The sequence below is a fragment of the Streptomyces atratus genome (assembly GCF_040655115.1).
GTDB lineage: Bacteria > Actinomycetota > Actinomycetes > Streptomycetales > Streptomycetaceae > Streptomyces > Streptomyces atratus_D.
The window spans coordinates 98,193-122,286 of record NZ_JBFAJH010000015.1; the positions used below are offsets into that span (position 1 = coordinate 98,193).

26 protein-coding genes and 1 riboswitch are annotated in these 24,094 nt (G+C 70.4%); of the genes, 15 read left to right on the forward strand and 11 right to left on the reverse strand.

Annotation, left to right across the window (positions count from 1 at the left end; genetic code table 11):
* Positions 1 to 45: 45 nt before the first annotated feature.
* Together AB0I23_RS18940 and otsB are read left to right on the forward strand one after the other, a co-directional pair.
* A complete protein-coding gene (locus AB0I23_RS18940) occupies positions 46 to 339 on the forward strand; it encodes a DUF3263 domain-containing protein (protein WP_359110561.1) in 294 nt (97 codons plus the stop codon).
* A gap of 154 nt (positions 340 to 493) precedes the next feature.
* Positions 494 to 1,369: a trehalose-phosphatase gene (otsB, locus tag AB0I23_RS18945; RefSeq protein WP_359110563.1), complete on the forward strand. Its 876-nt coding sequence runs from the start codon at positions 494 to 496 to the stop codon at positions 1,367 to 1,369.
* A 9-nt stretch (positions 1,370 to 1,378) separates the two neighbouring features.
* Here the strand turns inward: otsB and AB0I23_RS18950 are convergent, their stop codons facing one another.
* The gene (locus AB0I23_RS18950; RefSeq protein ID WP_359110565.1) at positions 1,379 to 2,773 is read right to left on the reverse strand and encodes an alpha,alpha-trehalose-phosphate synthase (UDP-forming); all 1,395 of its coding nucleotides are present in this window, start codon (positions 2,771 to 2,773) and stop codon (positions 1,379 to 1,381) included.
* A gap of 54 nt (positions 2,774 to 2,827) precedes the next feature.
* On the reverse strand, positions 2,828 to 3,778 hold the full coding sequence (locus AB0I23_RS18955; protein WP_359110641.1) for a glucosyl-3-phosphoglycerate synthase: 951 nt from the start codon (positions 3,776 to 3,778) through the stop codon (positions 2,828 to 2,830).
* A 152-nt stretch (positions 3,779 to 3,930) separates the two neighbouring features.
* Positions 3,931 to 4,057, forward strand: a riboswitch (SAM riboswitch).
* Positions 4,058 to 4,074: 17 nt separating this feature from the next.
* Here AB0I23_RS18955 and thrC point away from each other — a divergent pair.
* The 4 genes from thrC to groL all read left to right on the forward strand — a co-directional run bounded on the left by thrC (position 4,075) and on the right by groL (position 8,289).
* Positions 4,075 to 5,376, forward strand: a complete 1,302-nt coding sequence (thrC, locus tag AB0I23_RS18960; protein WP_359110567.1) for a threonine synthase — start codon at positions 4,075 to 4,077, stop codon at positions 5,374 to 5,376.
* A gap of 35 nt (positions 5,377 to 5,411) precedes the next feature.
* Positions 5,412 to 5,690 (forward strand): MoaD/ThiS family protein, encoded by a 279-nt coding sequence (locus AB0I23_RS18965; RefSeq protein ID WP_266730791.1) that lies wholly within the window; start codon positions 5,412 to 5,414, stop codon positions 5,688 to 5,690.
* A gap of 432 nt (positions 5,691 to 6,122) precedes the next feature.
* Positions 6,123 to 6,329 (forward strand): cold-shock protein, encoded by a 207-nt coding sequence (locus AB0I23_RS18970; RefSeq protein WP_003967346.1) that lies wholly within the window; start codon positions 6,123 to 6,125, stop codon positions 6,327 to 6,329.
* Positions 6,330 to 6,666: 337 nt separating this feature from the next.
* Positions 6,667 to 8,289, forward strand: a complete 1,623-nt coding sequence (gene groL / locus AB0I23_RS18975; protein WP_359110569.1) for a chaperonin GroEL — start codon at positions 6,667 to 6,669, stop codon at positions 8,287 to 8,289.
* 218 nt (positions 8,290 to 8,507) lie between these two features.
* On the opposite strand, the gene AB0I23_RS18980 is transcribed toward groL, so the two are convergent.
* Entirely contained in the window at positions 8,508 to 9,089 is a 582-nt protein-coding gene (locus tag AB0I23_RS18980) for a Uma2 family endonuclease (protein ID WP_359110570.1), read from the reverse strand.
* 56 nt (positions 9,090 to 9,145) lie between these two features.
* Positions 9,146 to 9,889 carry a hypothetical protein gene (locus AB0I23_RS18985; RefSeq protein WP_359110643.1) on the reverse strand — a complete coding sequence of 248 codons (744 nt, stop codon included), beginning with the start codon at positions 9,887 to 9,889 and terminating at the stop codon, positions 9,146 to 9,148.
* On the opposite strand from AB0I23_RS18985, the gene AB0I23_RS18990 reads away from it, so the two are divergent.
* Positions 9,890 to 11,839 carry a YncE family protein gene (locus AB0I23_RS18990; RefSeq protein WP_359110571.1) on the forward strand — a complete coding sequence of 650 codons (1,950 nt, stop codon included), beginning with the start codon at positions 9,890 to 9,892 and terminating at the stop codon, positions 11,837 to 11,839.
* A 114-nt stretch (positions 11,840 to 11,953) separates the two neighbouring features.
* Here the strand turns inward: AB0I23_RS18990 and AB0I23_RS18995 are convergent, their stop codons facing one another.
* A complete protein-coding gene (locus tag AB0I23_RS18995) occupies positions 11,954 to 12,220 on the reverse strand; it encodes a DUF397 domain-containing protein (protein WP_359110573.1) in 267 nt (88 codons plus the stop codon).
* The gene (locus AB0I23_RS19000) at positions 12,201 to 13,043 is read right to left on the reverse strand and encodes a helix-turn-helix domain-containing protein (RefSeq protein ID WP_359110575.1); all 843 of its coding nucleotides are present in this window, start codon (positions 13,041 to 13,043) and stop codon (positions 12,201 to 12,203) included. Before AB0I23_RS19000 ends, AB0I23_RS18995 begins: the two co-directional genes overlap by 20 nt.
* Positions 13,044 to 13,156: 113 nt before the next feature.
* Here AB0I23_RS19000 and AB0I23_RS19005 point away from each other — a divergent pair, with 113 nt between their 5' ends.
* From AB0I23_RS19005 to AB0I23_RS19020, 4 genes are all read left to right on the forward strand, one after another.
* A complete protein-coding gene (locus AB0I23_RS19005; protein WP_359110577.1) occupies positions 13,157 to 13,402 on the forward strand; it encodes a hypothetical protein in 246 nt (81 codons plus the stop codon).
* On the forward strand, positions 13,399 to 13,632 hold the full coding sequence (locus tag AB0I23_RS19010; protein WP_359110579.1) for a hypothetical protein: 234 nt from the start codon (positions 13,399 to 13,401) through the stop codon (positions 13,630 to 13,632). Before AB0I23_RS19005 ends, AB0I23_RS19010 begins: the two co-directional genes overlap by 4 nt.
* Before the next feature lie 187 nt (positions 13,633 to 13,819).
* A complete protein-coding gene (locus tag AB0I23_RS19015; RefSeq protein ID WP_359110581.1) occupies positions 13,820 to 14,425 on the forward strand; it encodes a Uma2 family endonuclease in 606 nt (201 codons plus the stop codon).
* A gap of 251 nt (positions 14,426 to 14,676) precedes the next feature.
* Positions 14,677 to 15,501 carry a COG4705 family protein gene (locus AB0I23_RS19020; RefSeq protein ID WP_359110583.1) on the forward strand — a complete coding sequence of 275 codons (825 nt, stop codon included), beginning with the start codon at positions 14,677 to 14,679 and terminating at the stop codon, positions 15,499 to 15,501.
* Positions 15,502 to 15,569: 68 nt separating this feature from the next.
* Here AB0I23_RS19020 and AB0I23_RS19025 read toward each other — a convergent pair whose 3' ends face one another.
* Positions 15,570 to 15,788 carry a hypothetical protein gene (locus tag AB0I23_RS19025; RefSeq protein ID WP_359110585.1) on the reverse strand — a complete coding sequence of 73 codons (219 nt, stop codon included), beginning with the start codon at positions 15,786 to 15,788 and terminating at the stop codon, positions 15,570 to 15,572.
* 151 nt (positions 15,789 to 15,939) lie between these two features.
* Between AB0I23_RS19025 and AB0I23_RS19030 the strand changes: the two genes are divergently transcribed.
* From AB0I23_RS19030 to AB0I23_RS19045, 4 genes are read left to right on the forward strand one after another with little or no spacing between them, the layout of a single operon-like run.
* Positions 15,940 to 16,596: a hypothetical protein gene (locus tag AB0I23_RS19030; RefSeq protein ID WP_359110586.1), complete on the forward strand. Its 657-nt coding sequence runs from the start codon at positions 15,940 to 15,942 to the stop codon at positions 16,594 to 16,596.
* A 37-nt stretch (positions 16,597 to 16,633) separates the two neighbouring features.
* On the forward strand, positions 16,634 to 17,185 hold the full coding sequence (locus AB0I23_RS19035; protein WP_359110588.1) for a hypothetical protein: 552 nt from the start codon (positions 16,634 to 16,636) through the stop codon (positions 17,183 to 17,185).
* The gene (locus tag AB0I23_RS19040) at positions 17,170 to 17,862 is read left to right on the forward strand and encodes a response regulator transcription factor (RefSeq protein ID WP_359110590.1); all 693 of its coding nucleotides are present in this window, start codon (positions 17,170 to 17,172) and stop codon (positions 17,860 to 17,862) included. The genes AB0I23_RS19035 and AB0I23_RS19040 overlap by 16 nt, the downstream gene beginning before the upstream one ends.
* A 26-nt stretch (positions 17,863 to 17,888) precedes the next feature.
* A complete protein-coding gene (locus AB0I23_RS19045) occupies positions 17,889 to 19,280 on the forward strand; it encodes an ATP-binding protein (RefSeq protein ID WP_359110592.1) in 1,392 nt (463 codons plus the stop codon).
* Here AB0I23_RS19045 and AB0I23_RS19050 read toward each other — a convergent pair.
* Genes AB0I23_RS19050 through AB0I23_RS19065 form a run of 4 tightly spaced genes read right to left on the reverse strand, consistent with a single transcriptional unit; the run spans position 19,266 to position 23,897 of the window.
* The gene (locus AB0I23_RS19050; RefSeq protein ID WP_359110594.1) at positions 19,266 to 21,902 is read right to left on the reverse strand and encodes an ABC transporter permease; all 2,637 of its coding nucleotides are present in this window, start codon (positions 21,900 to 21,902) and stop codon (positions 19,266 to 19,268) included. The genes AB0I23_RS19045 and AB0I23_RS19050 overlap by 15 nt on opposite strands.
* On the reverse strand, positions 21,899 to 22,624 hold the full coding sequence (locus tag AB0I23_RS19055; protein WP_359110596.1) for an ABC transporter ATP-binding protein: 726 nt from the start codon (positions 22,622 to 22,624) through the stop codon (positions 21,899 to 21,901). Before AB0I23_RS19055 ends, AB0I23_RS19050 begins: the two co-directional genes overlap by 4 nt.
* Entirely contained in the window at positions 22,621 to 23,286 is a 666-nt protein-coding gene (locus AB0I23_RS19060) for an ABC transporter ATP-binding protein (RefSeq protein WP_359110598.1), read from the reverse strand. Before AB0I23_RS19060 ends, AB0I23_RS19055 begins: the two co-directional genes overlap by 4 nt.
* Positions 23,286 to 23,897 (reverse strand): hypothetical protein, encoded by a 612-nt coding sequence (locus AB0I23_RS19065; RefSeq protein ID WP_359110599.1) that lies wholly within the window; start codon positions 23,895 to 23,897, stop codon positions 23,286 to 23,288. Before AB0I23_RS19065 ends, AB0I23_RS19060 begins: the two co-directional genes overlap by 1 nt.
* Positions 23,898 to 24,094 lie beyond the last annotated feature (197 nt).

Sequence of the window (24,094 nt, forward strand, 5' to 3'; positions counted from 1 at the left end):
GGTGGCCGGGTAGCGGGTTCGGAGGCGGGCGATATGTTGGCTCATATGACTGCCCCCGACGACGGCTCCGCCGAAGCGGAGCCCCCTGCCGACAGCCCCGCCGGCCACCCCGGCACCGGGCTCTCCGACCGGGAGCGTGCGGTCCTGGCCGTGGAACGGCGCTCGTGGCCCGGCCCGGGGGCGAAGGAGCGGGAGATCCGGGAGGGCCTGGGCATCTCGCCGACGCGTTACTACCAGCTGCTGAACGCGCTCCTGGACGACCGGCGGGCACTGGAGGAGGACCCGGTGACGGTGAACCGGTTGCGACGGATCCGGGAGGCTCGGCGGGGGCGGCGGTGACCTTGCGGCGGCGCCGTGCATCCAGCCCCTCCGGCGATCGAGGAGCGGGGGTCCGGGGGCAGAGCCCCCGGTTCCGGGAAGGGGCGGCAAGGGAACAGGCTGGCCGCGGTCGCCGGCCGTAGCCGCACCGCACCACCCCCGATACCCTCGATCCATGGGCAGCACTCCGGAACAGCCTCTGCCGACCCCCACCACCCCGGCCGGCCGCGAAGGCCTCGCCGCTCTCCTCGCCCGCCCCGACCGCGCGGTCGTCGCCCTCGATTTCGACGGCACCCTCGCCGAGATCGTCCCGGACCCGGAACAGGCCCGCGCCCACCCCGGCGCCGTCCCGGCCCTGGCCGCGCTCGCTCCGAAGGTCGCCTCCGTCGCCGTGATCACCGGCCGCCCGGCCGACGTCGCGGTCCGGCACGGCGGCTTCGCCGGGGTCCCCGGCCTCGACCACCTCGTCGTTCTCGGCCACTACGGCGCCGAACGCTGGGACGCCGTCTCCGGCACCGTCCACGCCCCCGCCCCGCACCCCGGCGTCGCCGCGGCCCGCGCCGAACTCCCGGGCCTGATCGAACAGGTCGGCTCCTGGCGCGGTACCTGGATCGAGGAGAAGGGCCGGGCGCTCGCCGTCCACACCCGCCGCGCCTCCGACCCGCAGGCCGCGTTCGACGCGCTGCGCGGCCCGCTCGGCGAGCTCGCCGCCCGGCACGGGCTCATCGTCGAACCCGGCCGTCTCGTACTGGAGTTGCGACCGCCCGGCATGGACAAGGGTGTGGCGCTCACGGAGTTCGTACGGCAGACGGACGCCCAGTCCGTTCTCTTCGCCGGCGACGACCTGGGCGACCTCACGGCCTATGCGGCCGTGGAGAAGCTCCGCGCCGATGGCCCCGACGGCGTCCCCGGCCTGCTGGTCTGCAGCGGCAGCGCCGAAGTGCCCGAACTGGCCGAGCGCGCCGACCTGTTGCTGCCGGGCCCGGGAGCCGTCGTGGAGTTCCTCTCGGCCTTGGCGCACCGTCTCCGGTCGGATCCCCCCGAGGTGTGACGGGCCGCGTCACTCCTGCCGCAGCGCCTCCAGCTGCTCCAGGAACCACTGCTGCGGCGGCAGCGTCGTCGCCGCAGCGGCCAGCCGCTTCGAGCGCTCCGCCCGTTCCTCGTCCGGCAGTGTCAGCGCCTCGTGCAGGGCGGCCGCCGTCGCGGACACGTCGTACGGGTTCACCACGATCGCGTCGGCGCCCAGCTCCTCGTACGCCCCCGCCTCCCGCGACAGCACCAGCGCGCAGCCCGCGTCGGAGACCACCGGGACCTCCTTGGCGACGAGGTTCATGCCGTCGCGGATCGGGTTGACGAGCGCCACGTCCGCCAGCCGGTACGCCCCCAGCGAGCGTGCGAAGTCGTCGTGCACATGGAGCAGGACCGGGGTCCAATCGGGCGTCCCGTAAGCTGAGTTGATGTCCTCCGCCAGCCGCTGCACCTCGGCCGTGTACTCCCGGTACACCGCCAGGTCCTGCCGGGACGGGTATGCGAACGCCACATGCACCACCCGCTCGCGCCACTGCGGGCGGGTGTTCAGCAGCTCCCGGTACGCCAGCAGCCCGCGCACGATGTTCTTGGACAGCTCCGTACGGTCCACCCGCACGATCGTCTTCCGGCCGGTGCCGCCCACCTGCTCCCGCAGCACCGCCATCCGCTCGTCCACGTCCGCCTCGTGCGCGCGGCGGCGCAGGAAGTCCGGGTCCGCGCCCAGGCCGTGCACACCGATCCTCGTCCGGCCCGTGCCGCCCAGGATCTCCGTGCAGCAGGCGATGAACGCGTCCGCCCAGCGCCGGGTCAGGAAGCCCGCCCGGTCCGCGCCGAGCATGCCGCGCAGCAACTGCTCCGCGATGTCGTCGGGCAGCAGCCGGTAGTAGTCGACCGGGGCCCACGGGGTGTGCGAGAAGTGACCGATCCGCAGGTCGGGCCGCAGCTCACGGAGCATGCCCGGGACCAGGGCCAGGTGGTAGTCCTGCACCAGCACCGCCGCGCCCTCGCCCGCCTCCTCGGCGAGCGCCTGCGCGAAGGCCCGGTTGTACGTTTCGAACGACGCCCACTGCCGGCGGAACTCCGCGTCGAAGACCGGATCCAGCGGCGTCTGGTACAGCATGTGGTGGACGAACCAGAGCACCGAGTTCGCGATGCCGTTGTACGCGTCGGCGTGGACCGCGGCGTCGATGTCGAGCATCCGTACACCCGGCTCGGCGATTTTGCGCCGGACGGCCTCTCTGTCCCCGTCTCCGAGCGCCGCGCAGACCCACAGCTTGTCCTCGACCGCGCTCAGTCCGGAGACGAGTCCGCCGCCGCCCCGTCTGGCGTCGATCGAACCGTCCGCGCGCAGCGCGTACGAGACGGGGCCGCGGTTGGACGCGACGAGTACCTGGGCGGCGGACGTGATCGCGTGCTCGGAGACCATGTTGCGGAATCTAGCCCGATCGCGAACCGCCCAAACGTGCGAAGTCAGGCCACGTCAGGCGGCGCGGCGCGAAACGTATTCGCTGATCTCACACATCGGCGGCCGTTCCTCCGTGTCCACCGGATGCGTGAGCGGTACGAATCCGTCCTCGCCCCGCTCGAACTGGGTGAGCGCAGGCCGCACCAGGTGACCCCGGGAGAGACGCAGTTGCGCGGTCCGGTAGATCGCGGCCGCCATCCGGCCCAGCGCCTGTCCGTCCTGGTGGCGGTGTTTCCTGACCCCGACGTCGACCTGCGCCAGCGCGTCCAGCCCCACCGTGTGCAGTGCGTCCACCAGCAGGCCCAGTTCCACCCCGTAGCCGACCGGAAACGGCAGCCGCTCCAGCAGGGAGCGCCGCACCGCGTACTCGCCGCCGAGCGGCTGGACGAAGCCGGCCAGTTGTGGCCAGTGCAGATTGAGCAGCGGGCGGGCCACCAGTTCCGTGACGCGGCCGCCCTGACCCGCGGTGTCGCCCAGGGGGCGGTCGTACATCGCCTTGACGAACTGCACCCCGGGGTCGGTGAGCAGCGGGCCGACGATGCCGGAGACGAAGTCCGCGGAGAAGTCCCTCAGGTCGGCGTCTATGAAGCAGACGATGTCACCGCTGGTGACCAGGAGCGAGCGCCACAGGACCTCGCCCTTGCCGGGGAGCGCGGGTACACGGGGGAGTATCGCGTCGCGGTGCACCACCCGGGCGCCCGCCTTCCGGGCGACTTCCGCCGTGCCGTCCGTCGAGCCGGAGTCGATCACCAGCAGCTCGTCGACCAGCCGCACCTTCTCCATCAGCTCGACCCGGATCGTCTCGACGATGGCGCCGACCGTCGCCTCCTCGTTCAGGGCGGGCAGCACCACGCTCACGCTGCCGCGCCGCGGATCCCGGCCCTTGGCGGCGACGAGCCGGTCCAGCGGGCGGTCGGCTGCCGACCAGGAACGCCTGGCCAGCCAGCGTTCGACCTCTTCCAGCACGGTCGACACTCCCTGTATGTGATCCATCTCGCGGTTCGGACGGCCATCTCAACCGTCCGATGCTTCGGTTACAGTCTTGAACAACGCGGATGACCGTCGCATGTCGGGGTCCTCCGCCAATAAATGCCTGGATCGGTGATCCAGTGCCATAGCGCTCATCCAGAGGGACTGAGGGAACGGCCCGTTGAAGTCCCGGCAACCCTCCCGCCGACCGCGAGGTCAGGTGGGGAAGGTGCCAATTCCGTCTCGTGGCGAAATGCGTCGCGAGGAAGATGAGGAGAAAGGGCCTCGCCATCATGGCTGCGCAGACTGTTGCAGTAAGCACCGATTCTTCCACCGGCGCCGTCGACCTCGGCCCCGCAGCGGCACTTTCCTGCCGCGAGTGCGGAGAGCGTTTCGAGCTCGGTCCCCTTTTCGCCTGCGCGTCCTGTTTCGGGCCGCTCGAAGTGGCGTACGACCTGCCGAGCGGCTCCCCGGACGAGCTGAAGAAGCGCATCGAGGCCGGACCGGACAACATCTGGCGCTACGCGCCGCTGCTGCCCGTCCCCGCCGATGTCGCGGACAAGCCCAACATCAACCCCGGCTTCACCAAGCTGGTCAAGGCCGACAACCTCGCCCGTGAACTGGGCGTCACCGGCGGTCTGTACGTCAAGGACGACTCCGGCAACCCGACGCACTCCTTCAAGGACCGCGTCGTCGCGATCGCCGTCGAGGCCGCCCGCGCCTTCGGATTCACCACTCTCTCCTGCTCCTCCACCGGCAACCTCGCCGGTGCGGTGGGCGCGGCCGCCGCCCGGGCCGGCTTCCGGTCCTGCGTGTTCATCCCGCACGACCTGGAGCAGGGCAAGGTCGTCATGGCCGCGGTGTACGGCGGTGAGCTGGTCGGCATCGAGGGCAACTACGACGACGTCAACCGCTTCTGCTCGGAGCTCATCGGCGACCCGCTCGGTGAGGGCTGGGGTTTCGTCAACGTCAACCTGCGCCCGTACTACGGCGAGGGTTCCAAGACGCTCGCGTACGAGATCTGCGAGCAGCTCGGCTGGCGGCTGCCCGATCAGCTCGTCATCCCGATCGCGTCCGGCTCGCAGCTCACGAAGATCGACAAGGGGCTTCGGGAGCTGATCGACCTCGGCCTCGTCGAGGACAGGCCGTACAAGATCTTCGGCGCCCAGGCCGAGGGCTGCTCCCCGGTCTCCACGGCCTTCAAGGCCGGTCACGACGTCGTGCGCCCGCAGAAGCCGAACACGATCGCCAAGTCCCTGGCGATCGGCAACCCGGCCGACGGCCCGTACGTCCTGGACATCGCCCGTCGCACCGGCGGCGCCGTCGAGGACGTCGACGACGGGCAGATCGTCGACGCGATCAAGCTGCTGGCCCGCACCGAGGGCATCTTCGCCGAGACGGCGGGCGGCGTGACGGTCGGCGTGACGAGGAAGCTGATCGAGGCGGGTCTGCTGGACCCGACGCTCACCACGGTCGTCCTGAACACCGGTGACGGTCTGAAGACGCTGGACGCGGTCGCCCCGACGACCGGCCCGACCGCGACCATCCGGCCCAGCCTGGACGCGTTCCGCGACGCCGGCCTCGCCGGCAGCTGACCCGACCACCCGAGACGTAAGGAAGGCACACCCACATGAGCGTCAAGGTCCGTATCCCCACCATCCTGCGCACCTACACGGGCGGCCAGGCCGAGGTCCCGGCCGAGGGGTCGACCCTCTCCCAGGTCATCGAGTCGCTGGAGCGGAACCACCCGGGCATCGCCGCGCGTGTCCTGGACGACCAGGGCAAGCTCCGCCGCTTCGTCAACGTGTACGTCAACGACGACGACGTGCGCTTCGAGGGCGGCCTGGAGACGGCCACCCCGGACGGCGCGGGCATCTCCATCATCCCCGCGGTCGCGGGCGGCTGCTGACCCGTGGTCGGCCCTGCGGCCGACTTCGACGTGTTACCGGAATTGCCCCCTCTGCAAGCTAAGCGGAGGGGGCAATTCTGCATGGTTGAGCGCGGTACAGTGGGGAAGTCCCCTCCGCTGCCCGTGCCGACCGCATATGAGAATGCGCCCGCCCGCGACAAGATGCAGCCAAAGTGTTCGAACTCCTTGCGCCGTAAGTGGCCTTTGTCCGGCCCGAGTTGCCCTGGAATCGCATAAATTCCTCATATTCGGGCGTTCGGCGATGCCCAGAATTCTCGTCCGATTGACCTGTTGCAGAGGGCAGTTGGGCAGATACATTCGGCCGCGGTCGACGCGTTCCGGCGCACGCACCCTCTCCTGTCGGAGGGTGAGTTCTGACCCGGGTCCGCGAAGTGCGGTCCTGTGCAAGGGCCAGTAATAGGGGAGTTAGGCATGGCTCAGGGCACCGTCAAGTGGTTCAACGCGGAGAAGGGGTACGGCTTCATCGCGGTCGACGGTGGTGCGGATGTTTTCGTCCACTACAGCGCGATCCAGATGGACGGGTACCGCACCCTCGAAGAGGGTCAGCGAGTTGAATTCGAAATCTCGCAGGGCCAGAAGGGGCCGCAGGCGGACATGGTCAAGCTCGCCGTCGGCTGAGCTCGGCGCGGTCGGCCAACGACACTACTCACGCACGAAGGGTCCGTACCCCCCGGGGGACGGACCCTTCACGCGTCCCGGAGGCGTCCCGGAGCCCGCCCGCGACCGTGCCACCACGGTCCGGCGCCATCCACGAACTCGAAGGGGGCGCTTGCACTCGCAGGGGTCGAGTGCTAATCATTGGGCGTTAGCACTCTGACGTTGAGAGTGACAGAAGGACCGGGTCGGTGAGGCCCGCAGGCCCGGCGGGGCAAGGAACCGTCAGGCACGCAGGCCGTCCGTCGCGGGCGCCACACGGTCCGGAGCAATCCACCCCTGTCCGGGAGGACCACTTCACATGGCCAAGATCATCGCGTTCGACGAGGAAGCGCGGCGCGGCCTCGAGCGCGGGATGAACCAGCTCGCCGACGCCGTCAAGGTGACCCTCGGCCCCAAGGGCCGGAACGTCGTCCTTGAGAAGAAGTGGGGCGCACCCACGATCACCAACGATGGTGTCTCCATCGCCAAGGAGATCGAGCTCGAGGACCCGTACGAGAAGATCGGCGCAGAGCTGGTCAAGGAAGTCGCCAAGAAGACGGACGACGTCGCCGGCGACGGTACGACCACCGCCACCGTTCTCGCCCAGGCACTCGTCCGTGAGGGCCTCCGCAACGTCGCCGCGGGTGCGAACCCGATGGCCCTCAAGCGGGGCATCGAGAAGGCCGTCGAGGCCGTCTCCGCCGCTCTGCTGGAGCAGGCCAAGGACGTGGAGACCAAGGAGCAGATCGCTTCGACGGCCTCCATCTCCGCCGCCGACACCCAGATCGGCGAGCTCATCGCCGAGGCGATGGACAAGGTCGGCAAGGAAGGCGTCATCACCGTCGAGGAGTCCCAGACCTTCGGTCTGGAGCTGGAGCTCACCGAGGGTATGCGCTTCGACAAGGGCTACATCTCGGCGTACTTCGCCACCGACATGGAGCGCATGGAGTCGTCCCTGGACGACCCGTACATCCTGATCGTCAACTCCAAGGTCAGCAACGTGAAGGACCTCCTTCCGCTGCTGGAGAAGGTCATGCAGTCCGGCAAGCCGCTGCTGATCATCGCCGAGGATGTCGAGGGCGAGGCCCTGTCGACCCTGGTCGTCAACAAGATCCGTGGCACCTTCAAGTCCGTCGCCGTCAAGGCCCCGGGCTTCGGTGACCGCCGCAAGGCCATGCTCGGCGACATCGCCATCCTCACCGGTGGCACCGTCATCTCCGAGGAGGTCGGTCTCAAGCTGGAGAACGCCGGCCTGGACCTGCTGGGCCGTGCCCGCAAGGTCGTCATCACCAAGGACGAGACGACGATCGTCGACGGCGCCGGTGACACCGACCAGGTTCAGGGTCGCGTCAACCAGATCCGTGCCGAGATCGAGAACTCCGACTCGGACTACGACCGCGAGAAGCTCCAGGAGCGCCTGGCGAAGCTGGCCGGCGGCGTGGCCGTCATCAAGGCCGGTGCCGCGACCGAGGTCGAGCTCAAGGAGCGCAAGCACCGCATCGAGGACGCCGTTCGCAACGCGAAGGCGGCCGTCGAGGAGGGCATCGTCGCCGGTGGTGGCGTGGCGCTGCTGCAGGCTTCCGCCGTCTTCGAGAAGCTGGAGCTCTCGGGTGACGAGGCGACCGGCGCCAACGCCGTCAAGCTGGCGCTGGAGGCCCCGCTCAAGCAGATCGCCGTCAATGGTGGTCTCGAGGGCGGCGTCGTCGTCGAGAAGGTGCGCAACCTGGCCGTCGGTCACGGTCTGAACGCCGCGACCGGCGAGTACGTCGACATGATCGCCGAGGGCATCATCGACCCGGCGAAGGTCACGCGCTCCGCTCTGCAGAACGCCGCGTCGATCGCCGCACTGTTCCTGACCACCGAGGCCGTCATCGCCGACAAGCCGGAGAAGGCCTCTGCGGCCGCTCCGGGCGGCATGCCGGGCGGTGACATGGACTTCTGATCCTGACGGATCGGTAAGTGCACATACGTCGGCCCCCGGGACCATCTGGTCCCGGGGGCCGACGTCGTGTCCGGACCGGGTGCGGTCCTACGGCGTGATCGGGCGGTGAGGGCCGAGGCCATGTGCCGCTCCACCCGCCCCTTCGGCGGGGCCGGATCCTCGCCGGGCGGTGTGACGGCACCGTCCACGCGGTCGGCGGGTCCTGACGCCGGGGGAGTTCAGAGTGCGTAGTCCTTGAGTTTGTCGGTGTCCAGGGTGATGTCGACCGGGGCAGGGAGCGCGACTGCGTCTCCGTACGCGTGCGAGGTGCGGTTCCGGTACTCGCCCTTGTGCGGGTCCGTGTAGACCACCAGCTTTTCCGCGTCACGGTCGATGAGCAGGTACACAGGGATTCCGGCGGCGGCGTAGCCGTCGCGCTTCTCGACGCGGTCGCGCCGGTCGGTGTCCGAGTCGTGCGACGTGACCTCCACGGTCATCAGGACGCCGTCCGGTGCCGCCCATTCACCGGTCTGGCCGACGAAGTGGTCGAGGGGTGCGAGAGCACCGTCCGCCCGGGCGCGCCCTCCCCGATACGTCTCCACCTGAAGGCCCTGCTCCGGGTAGAGGGCCAGCTCGGGGCGGTGCTGCATGCACTGCCGGAGCAGCCACATGACGATGGCCCCGTGGATCTGGTCCGGCACCGGCTTGACCTCCAGCTTTCCGTTGATGAATTCGAGCGTCACGGTCTCGGGAGCGGACCGGGCGAGCTGCTCGAACTCCTCGACGGACATCTGTGCGTGATCAGCGGTGCTGGGGGTCATGGCGTCGCCTCCTCCCCACCATCGTGCCCCGCTTTTGGCGCGCGTGAGCTGAACCGTCATGTCCGTGTCCTCCCGGATCGGGAGACCATCGCCGCCCGCACCTCCGCCATCCGGTCACGGACCTCGCCGGCCGGGATCCCGCGACTGCCCGCCGGTACGGGGACCTGCTCGCCCCGGCACGGTCCGCACTCGCCGCCTGGCAGCGCCTCCGGCTGCCCCGGTGCGCCGCACTTCGCGCACTCCAGGACCCGCAGCACGGTGCGTGCGGTGTGCGGGGCAACCCGTTCGGGTGACATTTTGGCGGTCAGGCGACTGCGGACCAGCGCCGCCGCGTGATGCACCGGCACCGGCAACCCGTCAGTCGGCGCGTGCAGCAGCTGCACCTCGGTGGCGCCCCGGGCGAACCACATCGTGACGTACGGCTCCAGCGCCGCACAGTCCGCCGCCGACAGACTCAGCGCGGGTGCGGCACGGCCGAGCGCGGCGAGCAGGACGAACGCCCGGGAGCGGGTGGGCCGTTGCTGCTCCGGCGGTACGTCGCCCCTGGTGAACCCCGCCCACCAGGCGTCGTCGCGAGGCGTGCGGGAGAAGAACGTACGGGTCACCCAGCGCGCGCTGGCCGAACCGATGACGTGCTCGCTGCCCCGGCGCAGATGCCCGGCCCGCTGAAGGTTGTTCAACGCGGTCCGCAGCGCGCACTGCCCGTATGGGAGCACCTTTGCGAGGGTCTTCACGGAGATGTCGGCGCCGTCCGGCAACCGGTCGACATAGGCGGCGACAGCGGCCTCACGCGGCGGCAGATGCGCGAAATCGCGTGCGGTACGGGGGCATTGGCCAGTTGCGGACCGCTTGCCGTACCCGCCGACGCCGCCAGGCCCATCGCGGTCTCGGACGCGAACGACATGGTCGTCGACGGTGTCCACCAGCGGCTGTACGTCAGCGACAGCTACCTGAACAAGATCGTCGTCACCGACTGCACCGGCAAGGCCGTCACCGAGCTCACCGGCCTGCCCCAGGTCCAGGACCTCGAACTGAGCCCGGACTCCGGCACGCTGTACGCCGCGGTCGAAGGCGCCGACAAGATCGTCGCCTTCGACACCGCGACGCTCACGCAGACCGCCGAGTACCCGACCGGCGCCAAGACCATCCCCTCCCGGCTCTCCTGCGCCGACGGCAAGCTGTGGTTCGGATACGGCGACCAGTGGGACTCCGGGCTCGGCTCGGTCGACCTGACCGCCGAGACGCCCACGGTGACGCTGGACCTGGCGGCCGGACACGACTTCGCAAGCCCGCCCGAGCTCTATGCGGACCCCGACAACCCGGGCACGCTGCTCGCCCTCGACGCACACATCAGCTCCGGTCCGATCGTCGTCTACGACATCTCCTCCGGTACCCCCGTGATCCGCGTGTCCGCCGAGAAGAATGGCTTCTACCGAGACGCGGCGCTCACCCCGGACGGCCGGAACGTCGTCGTGGCCGGGCCCGGGAAGCGCGCGCTGACCGAGTACCGGCTCTCCGACCTGGAGCAGGTCCGCACCTTCCCCGTCCCCTCCGAACCGGAGACGGTCAGCATCGCCCCGGACGGCACGGTCGCGGCCACTGTCCTCGACACCGACGACATCGGCGACACGTACGTCTTCAGCAGCGATCCCGGCCGGCCCGCCAGCGTCCGCAACCTGTCGCACAGTTGGATGCCCTGGTTCGGGCACTCGATGAACTGGTCGGCCGACGGCGGGAAGCTGTTCGTGGTGACCGAGGGGGCCGACAACGACTCCTCCACGTTCAACGTCGTCGACGAACCCCGCAAGTACGTCGCCACGCTGAAGGTCGACGCCCCGGCCACCGCCACCCGCGCCAAGCCCCTCACCGTCAAGGGCTCGCTCGTCTCCGCCCTCGCGCTGCCTGCCGGGACGCCGCTGACCGTCACCCGCACCGACATGGAGTCGCCGAACGGCAAGTCGCTCGGCACCAAGTCCCTCGGCACGGGCGGCACGTTCTCCTTCACGGACACGCCGCCGGCCGGTGCCAAGGTCACGTACAAGGCGACGTACGCCGGTGACGCCACGCACGCGCCGGCGACCGCCTCGGACACGGTCGAGGTCTCCCGCGCCACGCCCACGCTGACGCTGAACAACAACGGCAAGGTGTACGACTACGGCAAGGACGTCGCGTTCACGGCGCACCTCGGCACGACGTACAAGAACCGCAAGGTCGAGATCTGGGCCGACCCCTTCGGCTCGGACAAGCCCAACACGCCGGTGAAGTCCGGCACGGTCAACTCCAGCGGCAACCTGTCCGTCACCCTCGACCTGAAGCGGGACACCAAGGTCACGGCGAAGTTCGCGGGCGACGCCCGCTACACGCCGAAGACCACGTCGAGCACGGTCGGCGCCAGGGTGAAGGTGTCCACGTCCGTCAGCGGCCACTACAAGACCACGTACACGTGGGGCCACACGTACTACTACTTCCGCCAGTCCAAGGACCCCGTCTTCACCACCACGATGACGGCGTACCCGGGCCGGAAGCAGCGGCTGCAGATGCAGGTCTACTACGGTGGCGTCTGGCAGACCATGGGCAGCACCGAGTACTTCGCACTGAGCTCCTCGGGCAAGTCCCAGGTCACCGTGACGGGCACTCCGCCCAAGAACATCCGTTTCCGGGTGCGCGACTCGTACATCAACGGTTCGTCGGGGGACACCGTGAACTCGACGACGCACGGCGCGTGGAAGTACTTCGTCTTCACCAGCTGACTCGGGGGCCGAGGTCTTACGAGGCCATGGCGTCGGGGGCGCGTTCCTCCCGGTGGGCGGGGACGCGCCCCAGCTGTGCGGCAAACACCACCCGGGCGTGGCCCGGCGCTGCGGCTAGGCGCGCTTGAGATCCGCGACGAAGGACGACCACGCCGCCGTGCGGAACACGAGCGCCGGGCCGTCCGGAACCTTGGAGTCGCGTACGGGGACGACACCGGGGTGGCCGTCGGCGACTTCGAGGCAGTCCCCGCCGCTGCCGCCGCTGTACGTCGACTTCCGCCAGGTGGCGACTTCGAGGCAGTTGCCGCCGTCGCCGCCGCTGTACGAGGACTTGCGCCAGGTCGCGGTGGTCAGGTCGTAGTCAGAACTGCTGGTCTTCATGGGCGTGATCCTCCGCCACGGACTCGATCAAGGCCAGGGACGCTTCCGGTGACAATGCGCTGGCCACTAGGAGATCGTAGGTCAGCTCGTATTCGGTGACGGTGGCTGGATCGTCCAGGAGTTGGCCCGAACCGAGGCTCTCCAGATAGGCAAGGGCAGGCGCATCCGAGAACGCCATCAGCTTGAGACTGCCGGCCATTGCAGCATGTCCGCCTGCGCTGTACGGCAGTACTTGCGCGATGATCCGGTGTTCGCGGGCCAGCTTCAGGATGTGGCGGAGTGCCTCTGCCATCGCTTCGGTTCCGCCGACCTCCCGACGCAGCACCGCCTCATCCAGAACTGCCCAAACCAAGGGAGTTGTTGGATCGGTCAGCAGGTGTGCCCGGTCCAGCCTCGCCGTGACCAGGTCGTCGATCACGTTCTCCGGCGCCGTCGGCTGGTACGCCCGGAACACCGCCCGTGCGTAGGGCTCCGTCTGCAACAGACCGGGAATCAGCTGCGGTGCGTACTCCTTGATGGTCTTCGCGACGGCTTCCGCCTCCGCCGCCTCCACGAAGTGATCCGGGTACTTCGACTTCTTCAGGGCGACGCAGTTGCGTACGAAGAATCCGTCCGCGTGCAGGATCTCGTCGAACTTCTGGGCCTGGTCCACCTGCATCCGGCGTGTACCGGACTCCAGTTGGCCGATGAACGAGCCACTGACGAAGAGCGGGAGACCGAGTTCTTCCTGGGAGAGACCGGCTTTGTCCCTTCGGTGCCGGAGTTCGGCGCCGAGGAGGGCGCGCGGAGAGGAGGACGGGTCGAGCTTCTTGGGCCCCGGCATGACAACTCCCTGTGACACACGTGCGGTTGTTGGTTCTGCGCCCCTTCCAGGTTAGCCGCGCGTTGGACACGCTGGGTGGGCATTGCGGTTACGGAGCGTGGAAGGTGTGCAGGATGACCGATGCAGAGCGACGACGGGTTGCTGCCGGAAGAGTGAGGGAGGCGGAGGACGCGGTGGAGAAGCTGAGACAAGGGCTGAAAGGCGTCGGGCTCGCGCTGCCGTCGCTGCGGGTCGATCCGGTGTCGTGTGCGGGGAACGAGCCCGCGCCGCTGGTGGACCTCGGGCGGTGCGCCATCGATACGGCGCTGCGGCTGAGTGTTGTGCTGGGCGCGGACGGGCAACAGGGAGACCGGACATGACGGGTGAGGGGCTTGAACCGTGTACGCCGGAGCCCGGATCGTTCGCGGTGGATTCCCGCGACGGGCGGGTGGGGCGCGTGATGGGGCGCGTCGGGCCGTACGTGCAGCTGCGGCCGCCGGGCGGCGGGGCGGAGTGGGACTGCCCGCCGGAGGCCGTGCGGCCGGCGCCGCCCGGGGATGTGCTGCGGGCCCGGGTCAGGGAGGTCAACCGGGAGGGACGGCTGCCGTGAGAAGCGTGAAGGGCGGCGCCCTGGCCGGGGCGCCGCCCTTCGGCCGGGCCTGTTCCGGGGGAGCATCGTGGGAGACGGCGAGGTCGGTGCGCTCTTCACACGATCGTGGGACGCTGAGGGAAGCGGCGGACCGCCGCAGAACTGTCGATCTACGCTCCTCATCAGGCCACAGGAGAAGGGACCCGCGATGACCGCCGCGATGGTCGAGAACGACCGGCCCGCTGAGGGCCGCCCGTGGGAATACCTGCTGCAGACATGGCGTGGACTGGACGTGCCCGAGGGGTGGCGCGCCGAGATCGACGAGGGGCAGATCGTCTTGGTACCACCGCCTCATGCGCATCACAACGGCATCGCAGCCAAAGTGCAGCGCAGGCTCTACGGAAATCTGCCCGAGGAGCTGGAGATCTACCAGACCCTCGGTGTCCACGTCGCACCGCTCGACAAGCTCTACGTCCCCGACCTGGTGGTCATGCCGGCGGCGCTGATTGCGGCAGCCGATCCGGAAACCAGCGATCCGATGGACGCCTCCGAGGCTCTGCTGATCGTCGAGATCACGTCGAAGGTCAATGCCCGGGAGGACCGGACGAAGAAGTACCGCGCCTACGCGCGCGCCGGCGTACCGATGTACCTGCTGATCGACCGGTTCGACACGCGTGGCGCGATGGCCACGCTGTTCACGGAGCCGAACGAGGACGGGACGTACAAGCACTCCGAACCCGTGCCGTTCGGGAAGCCGCTCACGCTTCCCGAGCCCTTCTGCACGACGCTGCCCACGGGGGACTTTCCGGTGTGACCGGGAACAGCTGAGGGCGGCACCCGGTGCGGGTGCCGCCCTCGTGCGTTACGGGGTCAGGCGCGAAGTCATGGTGCGTGGTGCCTTGCTGTGCGGGGGTGCGGAAGGGCGAGTGCGCGGGAGGCCGTGGTGTTCACAGCCGCTCGTCGCGCAATGTAATGCAATGGCTACACGAAGGCGCAATCGGTGGCAGGTCGGGTGCCGTGCGCAGTCAGGAAAATTTCAGGGAGGCCCTGCCAGCGTGCGATTCCATGACAACCGACACGACGGACACGTATACGCCGGGCACGCGCTCCCGGGCGCGGCAGATGCTGAACAAGGTCCCGGAAGTGACCCTCTACTTCTGGGTGATCAAGGTGCTGTGCACCACCGTGGGCGAGACCGCGGCCGACCTGCTCAACGCCAATCTGGGCATGGGACTGACCAACACCTCGTACCTGATGAGTGCGCTGCTGGTCGTGACCCTGTTCTACCAGTTCCGGGCGCGTCGGTATGTGCCGGGCCTGTACTGGCTGACCGTGGTCCTGATCAGCGTCGTCGGCACGCTGATCAGCGACAACCTGACCGACAACCTCGGGGTTCCGCTCCAGACCACGACCTTGGTGTTCGCGGTGGCGCTCGCCGTCACGTTCTTCGCCTGGTACGCGAGCGAGCGGACGCTGTCCATCCACTCGATCCGGACGACGCGCCGTGAGGCGTTCTACTGGCTGGCGATCCTGTTCACGTTCGCACTGGGCACGTCCGCGGGCGACCTCACGGCGGAGAAGCTGAACCTGGGGTACTGGCTCTCCGCGGTGGTGTTCGCCGCGCTGATCGCGGCCGTGGCGCTCGCGCACCGCACGCTGGACTTCAACGCGGTGTGGTCGTTCTGGATCGCGTACGTCCTGACCCGGCCGCTCGGCGCCTCGCTGGGCGACTACCTGTCGCAGCCCACGGCGGACGGCGGGCTGGGGCTGGGCACGGTCGGCACCAGCATCCTGTTCCTCGTCGTCATCCTCGGCCTGGTCGTCTTCCTGACCCGGACCCGGCGCGATGTGGCGCAGGACGGTGCCGTCCGCTGCGCGAGCAGGACCTGACCGCCACCGGCCTTGGTCAGGCCGCTTGATGCCGAGCGCGGCCGGAAGGGAAACAGAGGCGAGGCCATCTACGCACGGGCCGGTGGCTGTACACAGCCGAGCGCGCCGACTTCGACGACGAGGGCGTCGGCCACAAGGTCCTGCACCTGTACGTCACCGGCACGCCGATGGGTGACTGGAGTTGGCCCGGGGGGCTCGACCTGCGGGACCTGGTGGACTTCGACGAGCGGGGCCGCGCTGTCGTCGGCCTGGTCCCGTTCGTGAGTGGTGAAAGCTGACCAAGCCACGGGGAGAGCGCATCCCCGTCCCTGGCCGCCAGGCAGTGGCGGGAATCGTCATATCCGTGTCCTTGCCGCCATTCGAGGATGTGACCACGATGGATGGGTGAGCGCACTAGCTGGAAGGGGTTGCCCTCTTCCCTCGCGATACGGTGCTGCCATGTCTCGATCAGTCGAAACCGGATCAGTCTTGTCTCCCGTCACCGCGGACGACGTCGACCTTGCCGTGCGGCTCGCCGTGGGCATCCTTCGGGACGCACCCCCGGAGGCGTGGGGCAGTAAGGCCGGTTCGCTGGAGTGGGACTGCTGGGAGACCGCCGAGCACCTCGCCAACGACCTGTTCTACTACGCCGTGCAGCTGGGGCCGCAGAGCCCGCCGCTGGACACCCATGTGCCTTTCGCGTTGAGCCAGAAGAGGCCGGACGGACCCGCGGTCTTCCTCTTCGCGGACCGTGATGCGGGTCCGGCCGGCCTGGTGCAGGTGCTGGAGGCGTGCGGCGCGCTGCTGGTCGCCATGGTGCGTACCACGCCGCCCCGGGTCCGCGCCCACCACGCCGCCGGGGTGTCGGACCCCGAAGGCTTCGCGGCGTTGGCGTTGCAAGAGACGTTGGTACACATGCACGATCTGGCGGAAGGCTTCGGGCTTGCCTGGACCCCGCCCTCCGCTCTCTGCTCGCGGGTGCTCGCCCGTCTGTTTCCCGAGGCTCCGGGCGCCGGGGATCCCTGGCTCACCCTGCTGTGGGCCACCGGCCGCGCCGAGCTGCCGGGGCACCCTCGTCTCACCACGTGGCGCTCGGACAGCACACCGCGGTCATAGGAGCGGCTCGGCTTCAGCCGCGGCCAGGCTGATGATCGTGTGCCCCGTCGCCGCGATCGACGACCCGGCACTGCCGGAGATGCTGGCCGAGCTGGCGGCGGCGCGGGCGGACGAGATGGACGCCGACACCGTCAACCGGGAACTGTCCATCGCCCACAAGGCGATCGGCTGGTGGCGGCGCCAGGGCTGGATCGAAGGCGACCCGGCGATCGGCATCGAGCGGCGGCCGGCACCGCCCGACCGCACCAAGGCCCTGGCGCAGAACCAGATCGCCGCCCTGTGGCGCCTGGACGTCGCCCTGCGGGAGAAGACGCAGTGGAAGATGCTCTACGAGTCCGCCGCACGGGCCGATGAGGTGCTGTGCCTGAACGTGGAAGACCTGTACCCGCAGGACAAACGCGGGAAGATCACCGCCAAGGGCGGGGCGACCGAGTGGATTCACTGGCAGTCCGGAACCGCCCGGCTCCTGCCCCGACTCATCGCCCGGCCCCGATGCTGCTGGCCCGCTCCCGCCATGCCTTCGTCCGCTCCCTGGGACGGACCGGCGCCGCCCGGTCGCGGTAGCGTGACGGGGTGGCGCGCATCGTAGTCATCGAGGACGACCCGGCGATCGGCGGCCGACTGGTCGCCACCCTCCGGGTGCTGGGCCACGACAGCCAGTGGTGCCCCGACGGGGCGAGCGCCCTCGCCGTCACGGAGCGGCGGCCCGCCGCCGATCTCTTTCTCGTCGATCTGGGGCTGCCGGACATCGACGGTTTCGACCTCTGCCGCAGACTTCGTGAGCGGGCGCCGGACGCGGTGCTGGTCGTGCTGACCGCCCGTACGGGGGAGATGGATGTCATCCAGGCGCTGGAGTGCGGCGCCGACGACTACCTGACCAAGCCGTTCCGGCTCGCCGAACTCCAGGCACGGGTCACCGCCCATCTGCGGCGCGCGGCGCCCCACACGAACGGCAGTGCACCCCATCTCCGTGTCGGGGCGCTGGTGATCGACCGGTCGGCGCGGCGCTGTACCGCCCCGGCCGGCGAGGTGGAACTCAGGCCCCGCGAATTCGACCTGCTGGTGCGGCTCGCGGTCCGCCCGGGGCAGGCGGTGAGCCGGGAGGATCTGATGAGCGACGTGTGGGACGAGAACTGGTTCGGCCCCACCAAGACCCTCGACGTCCATGTGGCCGCCCTCCGCCGCAAGCTCGGTGACCAGGTGCGCATCACGACGCTGCGGCAGTTCGGGTACCGGCTGGAGGACCCCACCGGGCCGCGACCGTAGTCCGGTCATGAGAAAGGGCGTGTGCCGTGCGGCGTCGCATTCTGAGAGCGACCGTGCTCGCCGTGGCGTGCGCGGTGCTCCTCTTCGCGCTGCCGCTCGGTTACGCGGCGCTGCGGCTGTACCAGCAGGACGAGGAGCGGGAGGCGCAGTCGCTGGGCGAACAGGTCGCGCTCAGCCTGCCCGAGCGGATCACCGCCACGGGCGACCCGATCGAGCTGCCGCCCGTCGAGTCCGGTACGGACATCGCGGTGTACGGGCCCGACGCCCACCGCATCCTCGGGACGGGTCCGGGCGCGGGTGATGCCCCGGTACGGGAGGCGGAGGCGGGCCGGGGCGTCACCCGGGAGATCGGCGACAGCCTGGTCGTGGCCGTTCCCGTGGGGGGATCGGAGCAGGTGCGGGCGATCGTACGGGTCGCCTCACCGGCCTCCGAGCCCCTGCGACGGGCCGCGCTGACCTGGGCCGGAATGCTGGCACCGGCGGCGGTCGCGGTGGGTGGCGGCGCACTGCTGGCCGTACGGTCGAGCAGGCGGCTGGCCCGCCCGCTGGAGGAGCTGGCCGGGGTCGCCCGGGAGATGGAGGGCGGCGATCTGACGGCCAGGGCGGAGCCGTCCGGGCTTCCGGAGCCGGACGCGGTCGGCCACGCGCTGGCGCGGGCCGCTGCCCGTATCGATGAACTCCTGCGCCGGGAGCGGGCGTTCAGTGCGGACGCCTCGCATCAGCTGCGTACGGCACTGACCGGCGTACGACTGGAACTGGAGATGTCCCTCGCGGCCGGTCCGGACGCTGACGTGGAGGGCGGTGCCGGTGCGGGTGGGTCACGCGCGGCCGTCCGCTCGGCCCTGGCACAGCTCGAACGCATGGAAACCACCCTGGACGATCTGCTCGCCCTCGCCAGGGACGTACCCGAACGGGCGCCGCTCGACCTCGCGGCCCTGCTCGCCCGTGCCGAGGAGGACTGGCACGGGCCGCTCGCCGCACAGGGGCGGCGCCTTGAGATCGGGATCGACGACGCGCTGCCGCAGGCGCTCGGCTCGCGGCGGGCCGCCCGGCAGATCCTCGACGTCATGCTCTCCAACGCGGTGACACACGGCCGCGGCACGGTGGCCGTGCACGCGAAGGAGACGGCCGGGGTCGTCGCCGTCGATGTCGAGGACGAGGGGGACGGCATCCCGGAAGCGGGTACGGACGATGTCTTCGAGCGGCGGGGCGGTGAGGGAGGCCGCTCGGGCGGTGAGGCCGCGCGGGCGGGCGGACCGGCCGCCGGAGGCCATGGGATCGGCCTCGCGCTGGCCCGGTCACTGGCCGAGGCCGAGGGCGGGAGACTGTTCGTCTCACGGCCCCGGCCCCGGCCCCGGTTCACCTGGCTCCTGGCGGCATCACCGGTGGAGGAGCAAGATCCCTCACAGCTCCCGTAGTTCGGTCAGCGGAGGCCGGCGCGCGTGCCGCGCCGCCGCCCAGGCCGCCGCCGCCAGCGTGGCCACGGTGATGCCGGCCAGCGCGACGAGATACGCCCACGGCACCGCGACCTGGTCCGGGGGCGGGTCGAAGACCCCGGAGAGCACCTTCACCAGCATCTGCGACAGGGCCCATCCCACGACCGCACCGGCCGCGCCCCCCGCCACCGCGACCAGCGCCGCCTCGCTCCACACGAACCCGGACAATTGCCGTCCCCTGGCCCCCAGTACCGAGGCCAGCGCCAGCGTGCGACGCCGTTCGGCCAGGCCCAGGGCCAGGACGAGACCGCCCGCCGCCGCACCGATCACCAGGGCGAAGCCCAGCTCGACCCGGGTGAGTCCGGCGAGATCGACCGCGGTCAGGCTGGAGCCGACGACGGCCTGCGACGACGGCAGATCCGTGACATGGGCGCTCGGGCCCAACGCCTTCTTCGCCCGGTCCGCCACCTGACGCTGGCCGGTGCCACCGGTGTCGGCGAGCAGCGTCCCGGCGGCGCCGCTGCCCGTCGTACGCGCGATGTACGAGGCGTTGGCGATCAGGAAGCTGTCCTTCGGGGCGGTCGGGAACTCCTTGACGACACCCTGGAAGTGGAAGGGGATCGTACGCAGTCGGCCGGTCCGCGCGTCGGTCAGGCGCAACCGCACCTGATCGCCGGGGTGCAACTGGAAGTCGTGCGCCGTCTCCGCGCTGACCAGCAGCCCGTCCGGGCGCTGGGCCAGACGGTCCATCAGGGACCGTGCGGTGCCGCCGGAGAAATAGGCGTCCTGGAGCCGACCCGCCGACACGATGCTCGCGGGCCGTACCCCGTACAGATCCTGCAAGTCGGCGCCCACATAGGCGAACCGGTGCTGGAGCGGTTCCACATGTCGTACCCCCGGCACCGCCGCCAGCTTCGCGGTGTCCGCCGCGGTAAGGGCCGGCTGGGTGACCGTGACATCGGCGCCGTTGGTCAGCACCGCGTCCACCGCCGCCTGTTGGCGGTACGTGGAGTTGAAGACGCCGGTCGACACGGCGAACGCGCAGGCCAGTGCCAGCAGCACCACCGAGCGGACCACGGTGCCGCGCTGTCGGGACAGGCCGGCCGCGACCGTGCCGGACAGGACCCCGGCCGCCGGGCGGAACAGCCGGGCGAGAACCGGCCTGCCGCGGCGCAGCAACAGATCCACCAGCAGCCCGACCACCACCGCGCCGCCCGCCCACAGCAGCGCGGGACCGGCGAACGCCCAGTAGTCGACCGACAGGGTCGGGGTGCCTTCGGGCGCCAGGACAAAGGCGTAGTTGATGCCGCTCGTGGCTCGGAAGACGGCCAGCGAACCGGCGAGCAGGCCGAGTCCCAGCACCCACCACGCGGTACGCGGCACCGCACGCCGCTCGACCGCGGTGCGCCCCGAGACGATCGTGGCCCGGCGGGCGTCGTAGCGGGCGGGCACCAGTACGGTCGCCGCCGCGACGAGGGCGCCGACGACGCACGCGATCAGCATCCAGGACAGCGGAATGCCCGTGCCGTGGAAGGCCCAGCGGTCCACCAGCGCGGCCAGCCCCAGACCACCGGCCGCGCCGAGCACCGCGACCACGGCCGCCTCCACACCGGCCAGGCCCATCAGCCGGCCGACGGTCGCACCGCGCGTCCGCAGCAGCGCCTGCTCCTTGCGGCGACGGCCCGCACCGGACTGGGCGACCGCCCAGGTCAGGGCCGCGGCCAGCACGGCCCCGGGCACGCCGAGGAAGAGGAAAAGCAGCTGTGCGTACAGAGCGTCGGACCGGGCGGCGTCCAGGACCGAACCGAGATTGTCGCCGACGAGGCCGGTACCGGCGAGCCGCACCTCGGCGTGGTGTGCGTTGCCGGTGGCCGTGGAGTAGGCGGCGGCCGGGTCGGACGGCAGGGAGTGGTTGCGCAGGGTGTGGATCTGCGACTGCACCAGGTCGGGGCGGGCCGAGGCGAGCGGACCGAAGACCGAGTCCCAGGTCTGCCGGGGCATCAGGACGACATTGTCCGGCGGTGCGGAGGGCTGCGACTGGGGCGCGGCGCCCACCTTCTGGAACAACGAGTCGGCGAACGGCAGATCGACGACACCGGCCACCTTCACCGGCACGGGCGGCAGCCCGCCCGCCCGCTCGACGGTGATCGTGTCACCGGGGGCCGCGTGCAGATTGGCGGCGGTCTGCTGGGCGAGGAGCACGCCCTGCTCCCGGCCGGCCAGCAGCCGTATCTCGCCGGGGAAGGTGGCGGCGTAACCGGGAGGCAGGCCGAGGACCGAACCCGCGCCGGTGTTCTGTGTCGTTCCGCCGGTGTGCGCGCCCAGACCACCGGTCTGTGCGTACCCGACCGGCAGGGCCGCCTTGGTGCCGGGCAGGCCCCGTACGGTGGACAGCACGTGCTGCGCGTCCGCGCCGGCGGCCACCTGCACCTGCCAGTCCACGGACACCGAACGCACCGACTGGGACGTCATGGTGGCGCGGGTCGTGGACAGGAATCCGCCGAGCGCTGCGAGCAGCGCGACGGCGACCATGACACCGAGCGCCGTCCCGATCAGGCGTCCGCTGCGCACCCGCAGTAGGCCCGAGAGCCAGATTCCGATCATTGCAACTCACGTTCCCGGTCGGGGGTTTCGGGCTGTACGAGACGGCCGTCGGCCATGTGCCAGCGCTCGTCGAGGGCGCCCGCCACCCGGGCGTCATGGGTGGTGATCAGGACGGCCGCGCCGAGCGAGTCGGCGGCCGTCAGCAGCACCTCCAGCACGTGCCGGGCGGTCTCGCGGTCGAGCTGGCCGGTCGGCTCGTCGGCCAGGATCAGCCGCGGCCTGCGGGCCAGCATCCGGGCGACCGCGACGCGTTGCGCCTGACCCGCGGACATCTCGTCCGGGAGTTTGGCGGCCAGCGTGCCGAGTTCCAGCTCGGCCAGGGCGGCCGACGCCCGGTCGGCGGCCTCGTCCGCCGTGAGGCCGTCGATGAGCAGGGGCAGGGAGATGTTCTCCAGGGCGGTGAGCGGCGGCAGCAGGCTGGGCCCCTGGAAGACGACCCCGATGTCCCGGGCCTGCAGGATGTCCGCGGCACCTTCGGGGGCCGTGGTCAGCCCGGGGTGGCCGACCGTACCGGCCGTGGGCCGGTCGAGGCCCGCCATCAGATGCAGCAGGGTCGACTTGCCGGAGCCGGAGGAGCCGACCACGGCGATCCGCGCACCGGCGGGGACGACGCAGTTCGCCCCGTGCACGGCGACGACGGCGTTCGGCCCCGAGCCGTAGGTACGGGCCGCGTCCACGCAGACGACGAGCGGCTTCGCGGACGTGGGACCGGGGACGGTCATCGCACCCACCTCCCGTCACGCAGCCGGAGCACCCGGTCGGCGACGGCGGCCACCGCGCGCGAGTGGGTGACCAGCACCATCGCCGTGCCCGCACGCGCGCGTTCGCGCAGCAGCGCGAGGACGCGGCGCTCCGTCTCCCCGTCGACCTCGCCGGTCAGCTCGTCGGCCAGCAGAACGGCCGGGTTGTTGGCCAGTGCGACGGCCAGCCCGGCGCGGGCGGCTTCACCGCCCGACAGCTGCCGGGGCAGTGCGCCCGCACGGGGGGCGACGCCGACGTCCCGGAGCAGCTCGTGCACTCCGGGGCGGTCCGTGCCGCCCGAAATTCCCTGCACCAGCCGGATGTTGTCGCGAACCGTGAGGTGTTCCAGCAGGTTGCCGGACTGGAACAACACACCGATGTAGCGGGCACGGAGCCGGCTGCGCAGGTGTTCCTGCTGGTGGGAGAGGCGTTCACCGGCGACGTGCACGGTGCCGCCGTCGGGTTCGTCGAGCCCGGCCAGACAACTCAGCAACGTGGTCTTCCCGGAACCGGAAGGGCCGGTCACCGCGACGATCTCGCCCTTCTCGACCTGGAGCCCCACGCCCTGGAGCGCGAACGTCTCCTCCTCGCCCGCGCGGAAGAACCGGTACAGGGAATCGGCGGTGAGCCGGGTCGCGGACATCACGCCCACCGGAAGGAGTCCGTCACGATGTACCAGGGATCGACGTTGTCGGCTCCCACGGCACCGGACAGGGTCAGCACGACCTGGGTGCCGTTCTGCCAGAACGCGTACCGCTCGACATCCTGGCGCACGCTCTTCCCGGTCACCTGGTCGGGCGCCGAGTCGGCCCGGAAGGTGGCCAGCACGGCGGCGCCGCCCGAGCGCTTCACTGCGCTGACCTTCCTCACCGTGACGTTCTTCGCGCTGCGCCGGACGGCCGGCAGATCGACCGAGCGGACCGACTGGACCGTGGGGGCCTTGTCCGCCGGGCTCCGGTCGATCCGGACGCTGTTGAACTTGTCGCTGAACACCGTGGCCCCGCCCATCTGCTGGCGGGCCCACCCCTCGGGCACCTTCACCGTGTAGCCGCCGCCGGACGGCGACCACGCGACGTACACCTGATTGTCGGGGATGTCACCGGCCGGATTCACCTCCTTCGGAGGCGCGACCGTGGTCGAGGACGACGAGTGCGAGGAACCGGACGAACCGGAGGAGGGAGAAGAGGAGGAACAGGCCGTGGCCCCGGTGACGACCACAAGGCCGGTCACCACCGCTGACAAGGTACGACGCATGGGGAACACCTCTGCGCGAGCGAAGGAGCCGACCGGGATGCCGCCTCCACTGCGACGCTAGAAACCCACCGGCCAGCGCCGTGGTCGCGGAGGGTTAGCGGGGGGTTAACGCCGACGGGCGCACGGCGGAGGGTCGCTGCGTACGTCACATGATCGTGGGACGCCGGTGGGAGCACGACGCTTCCCACGGGGGACTT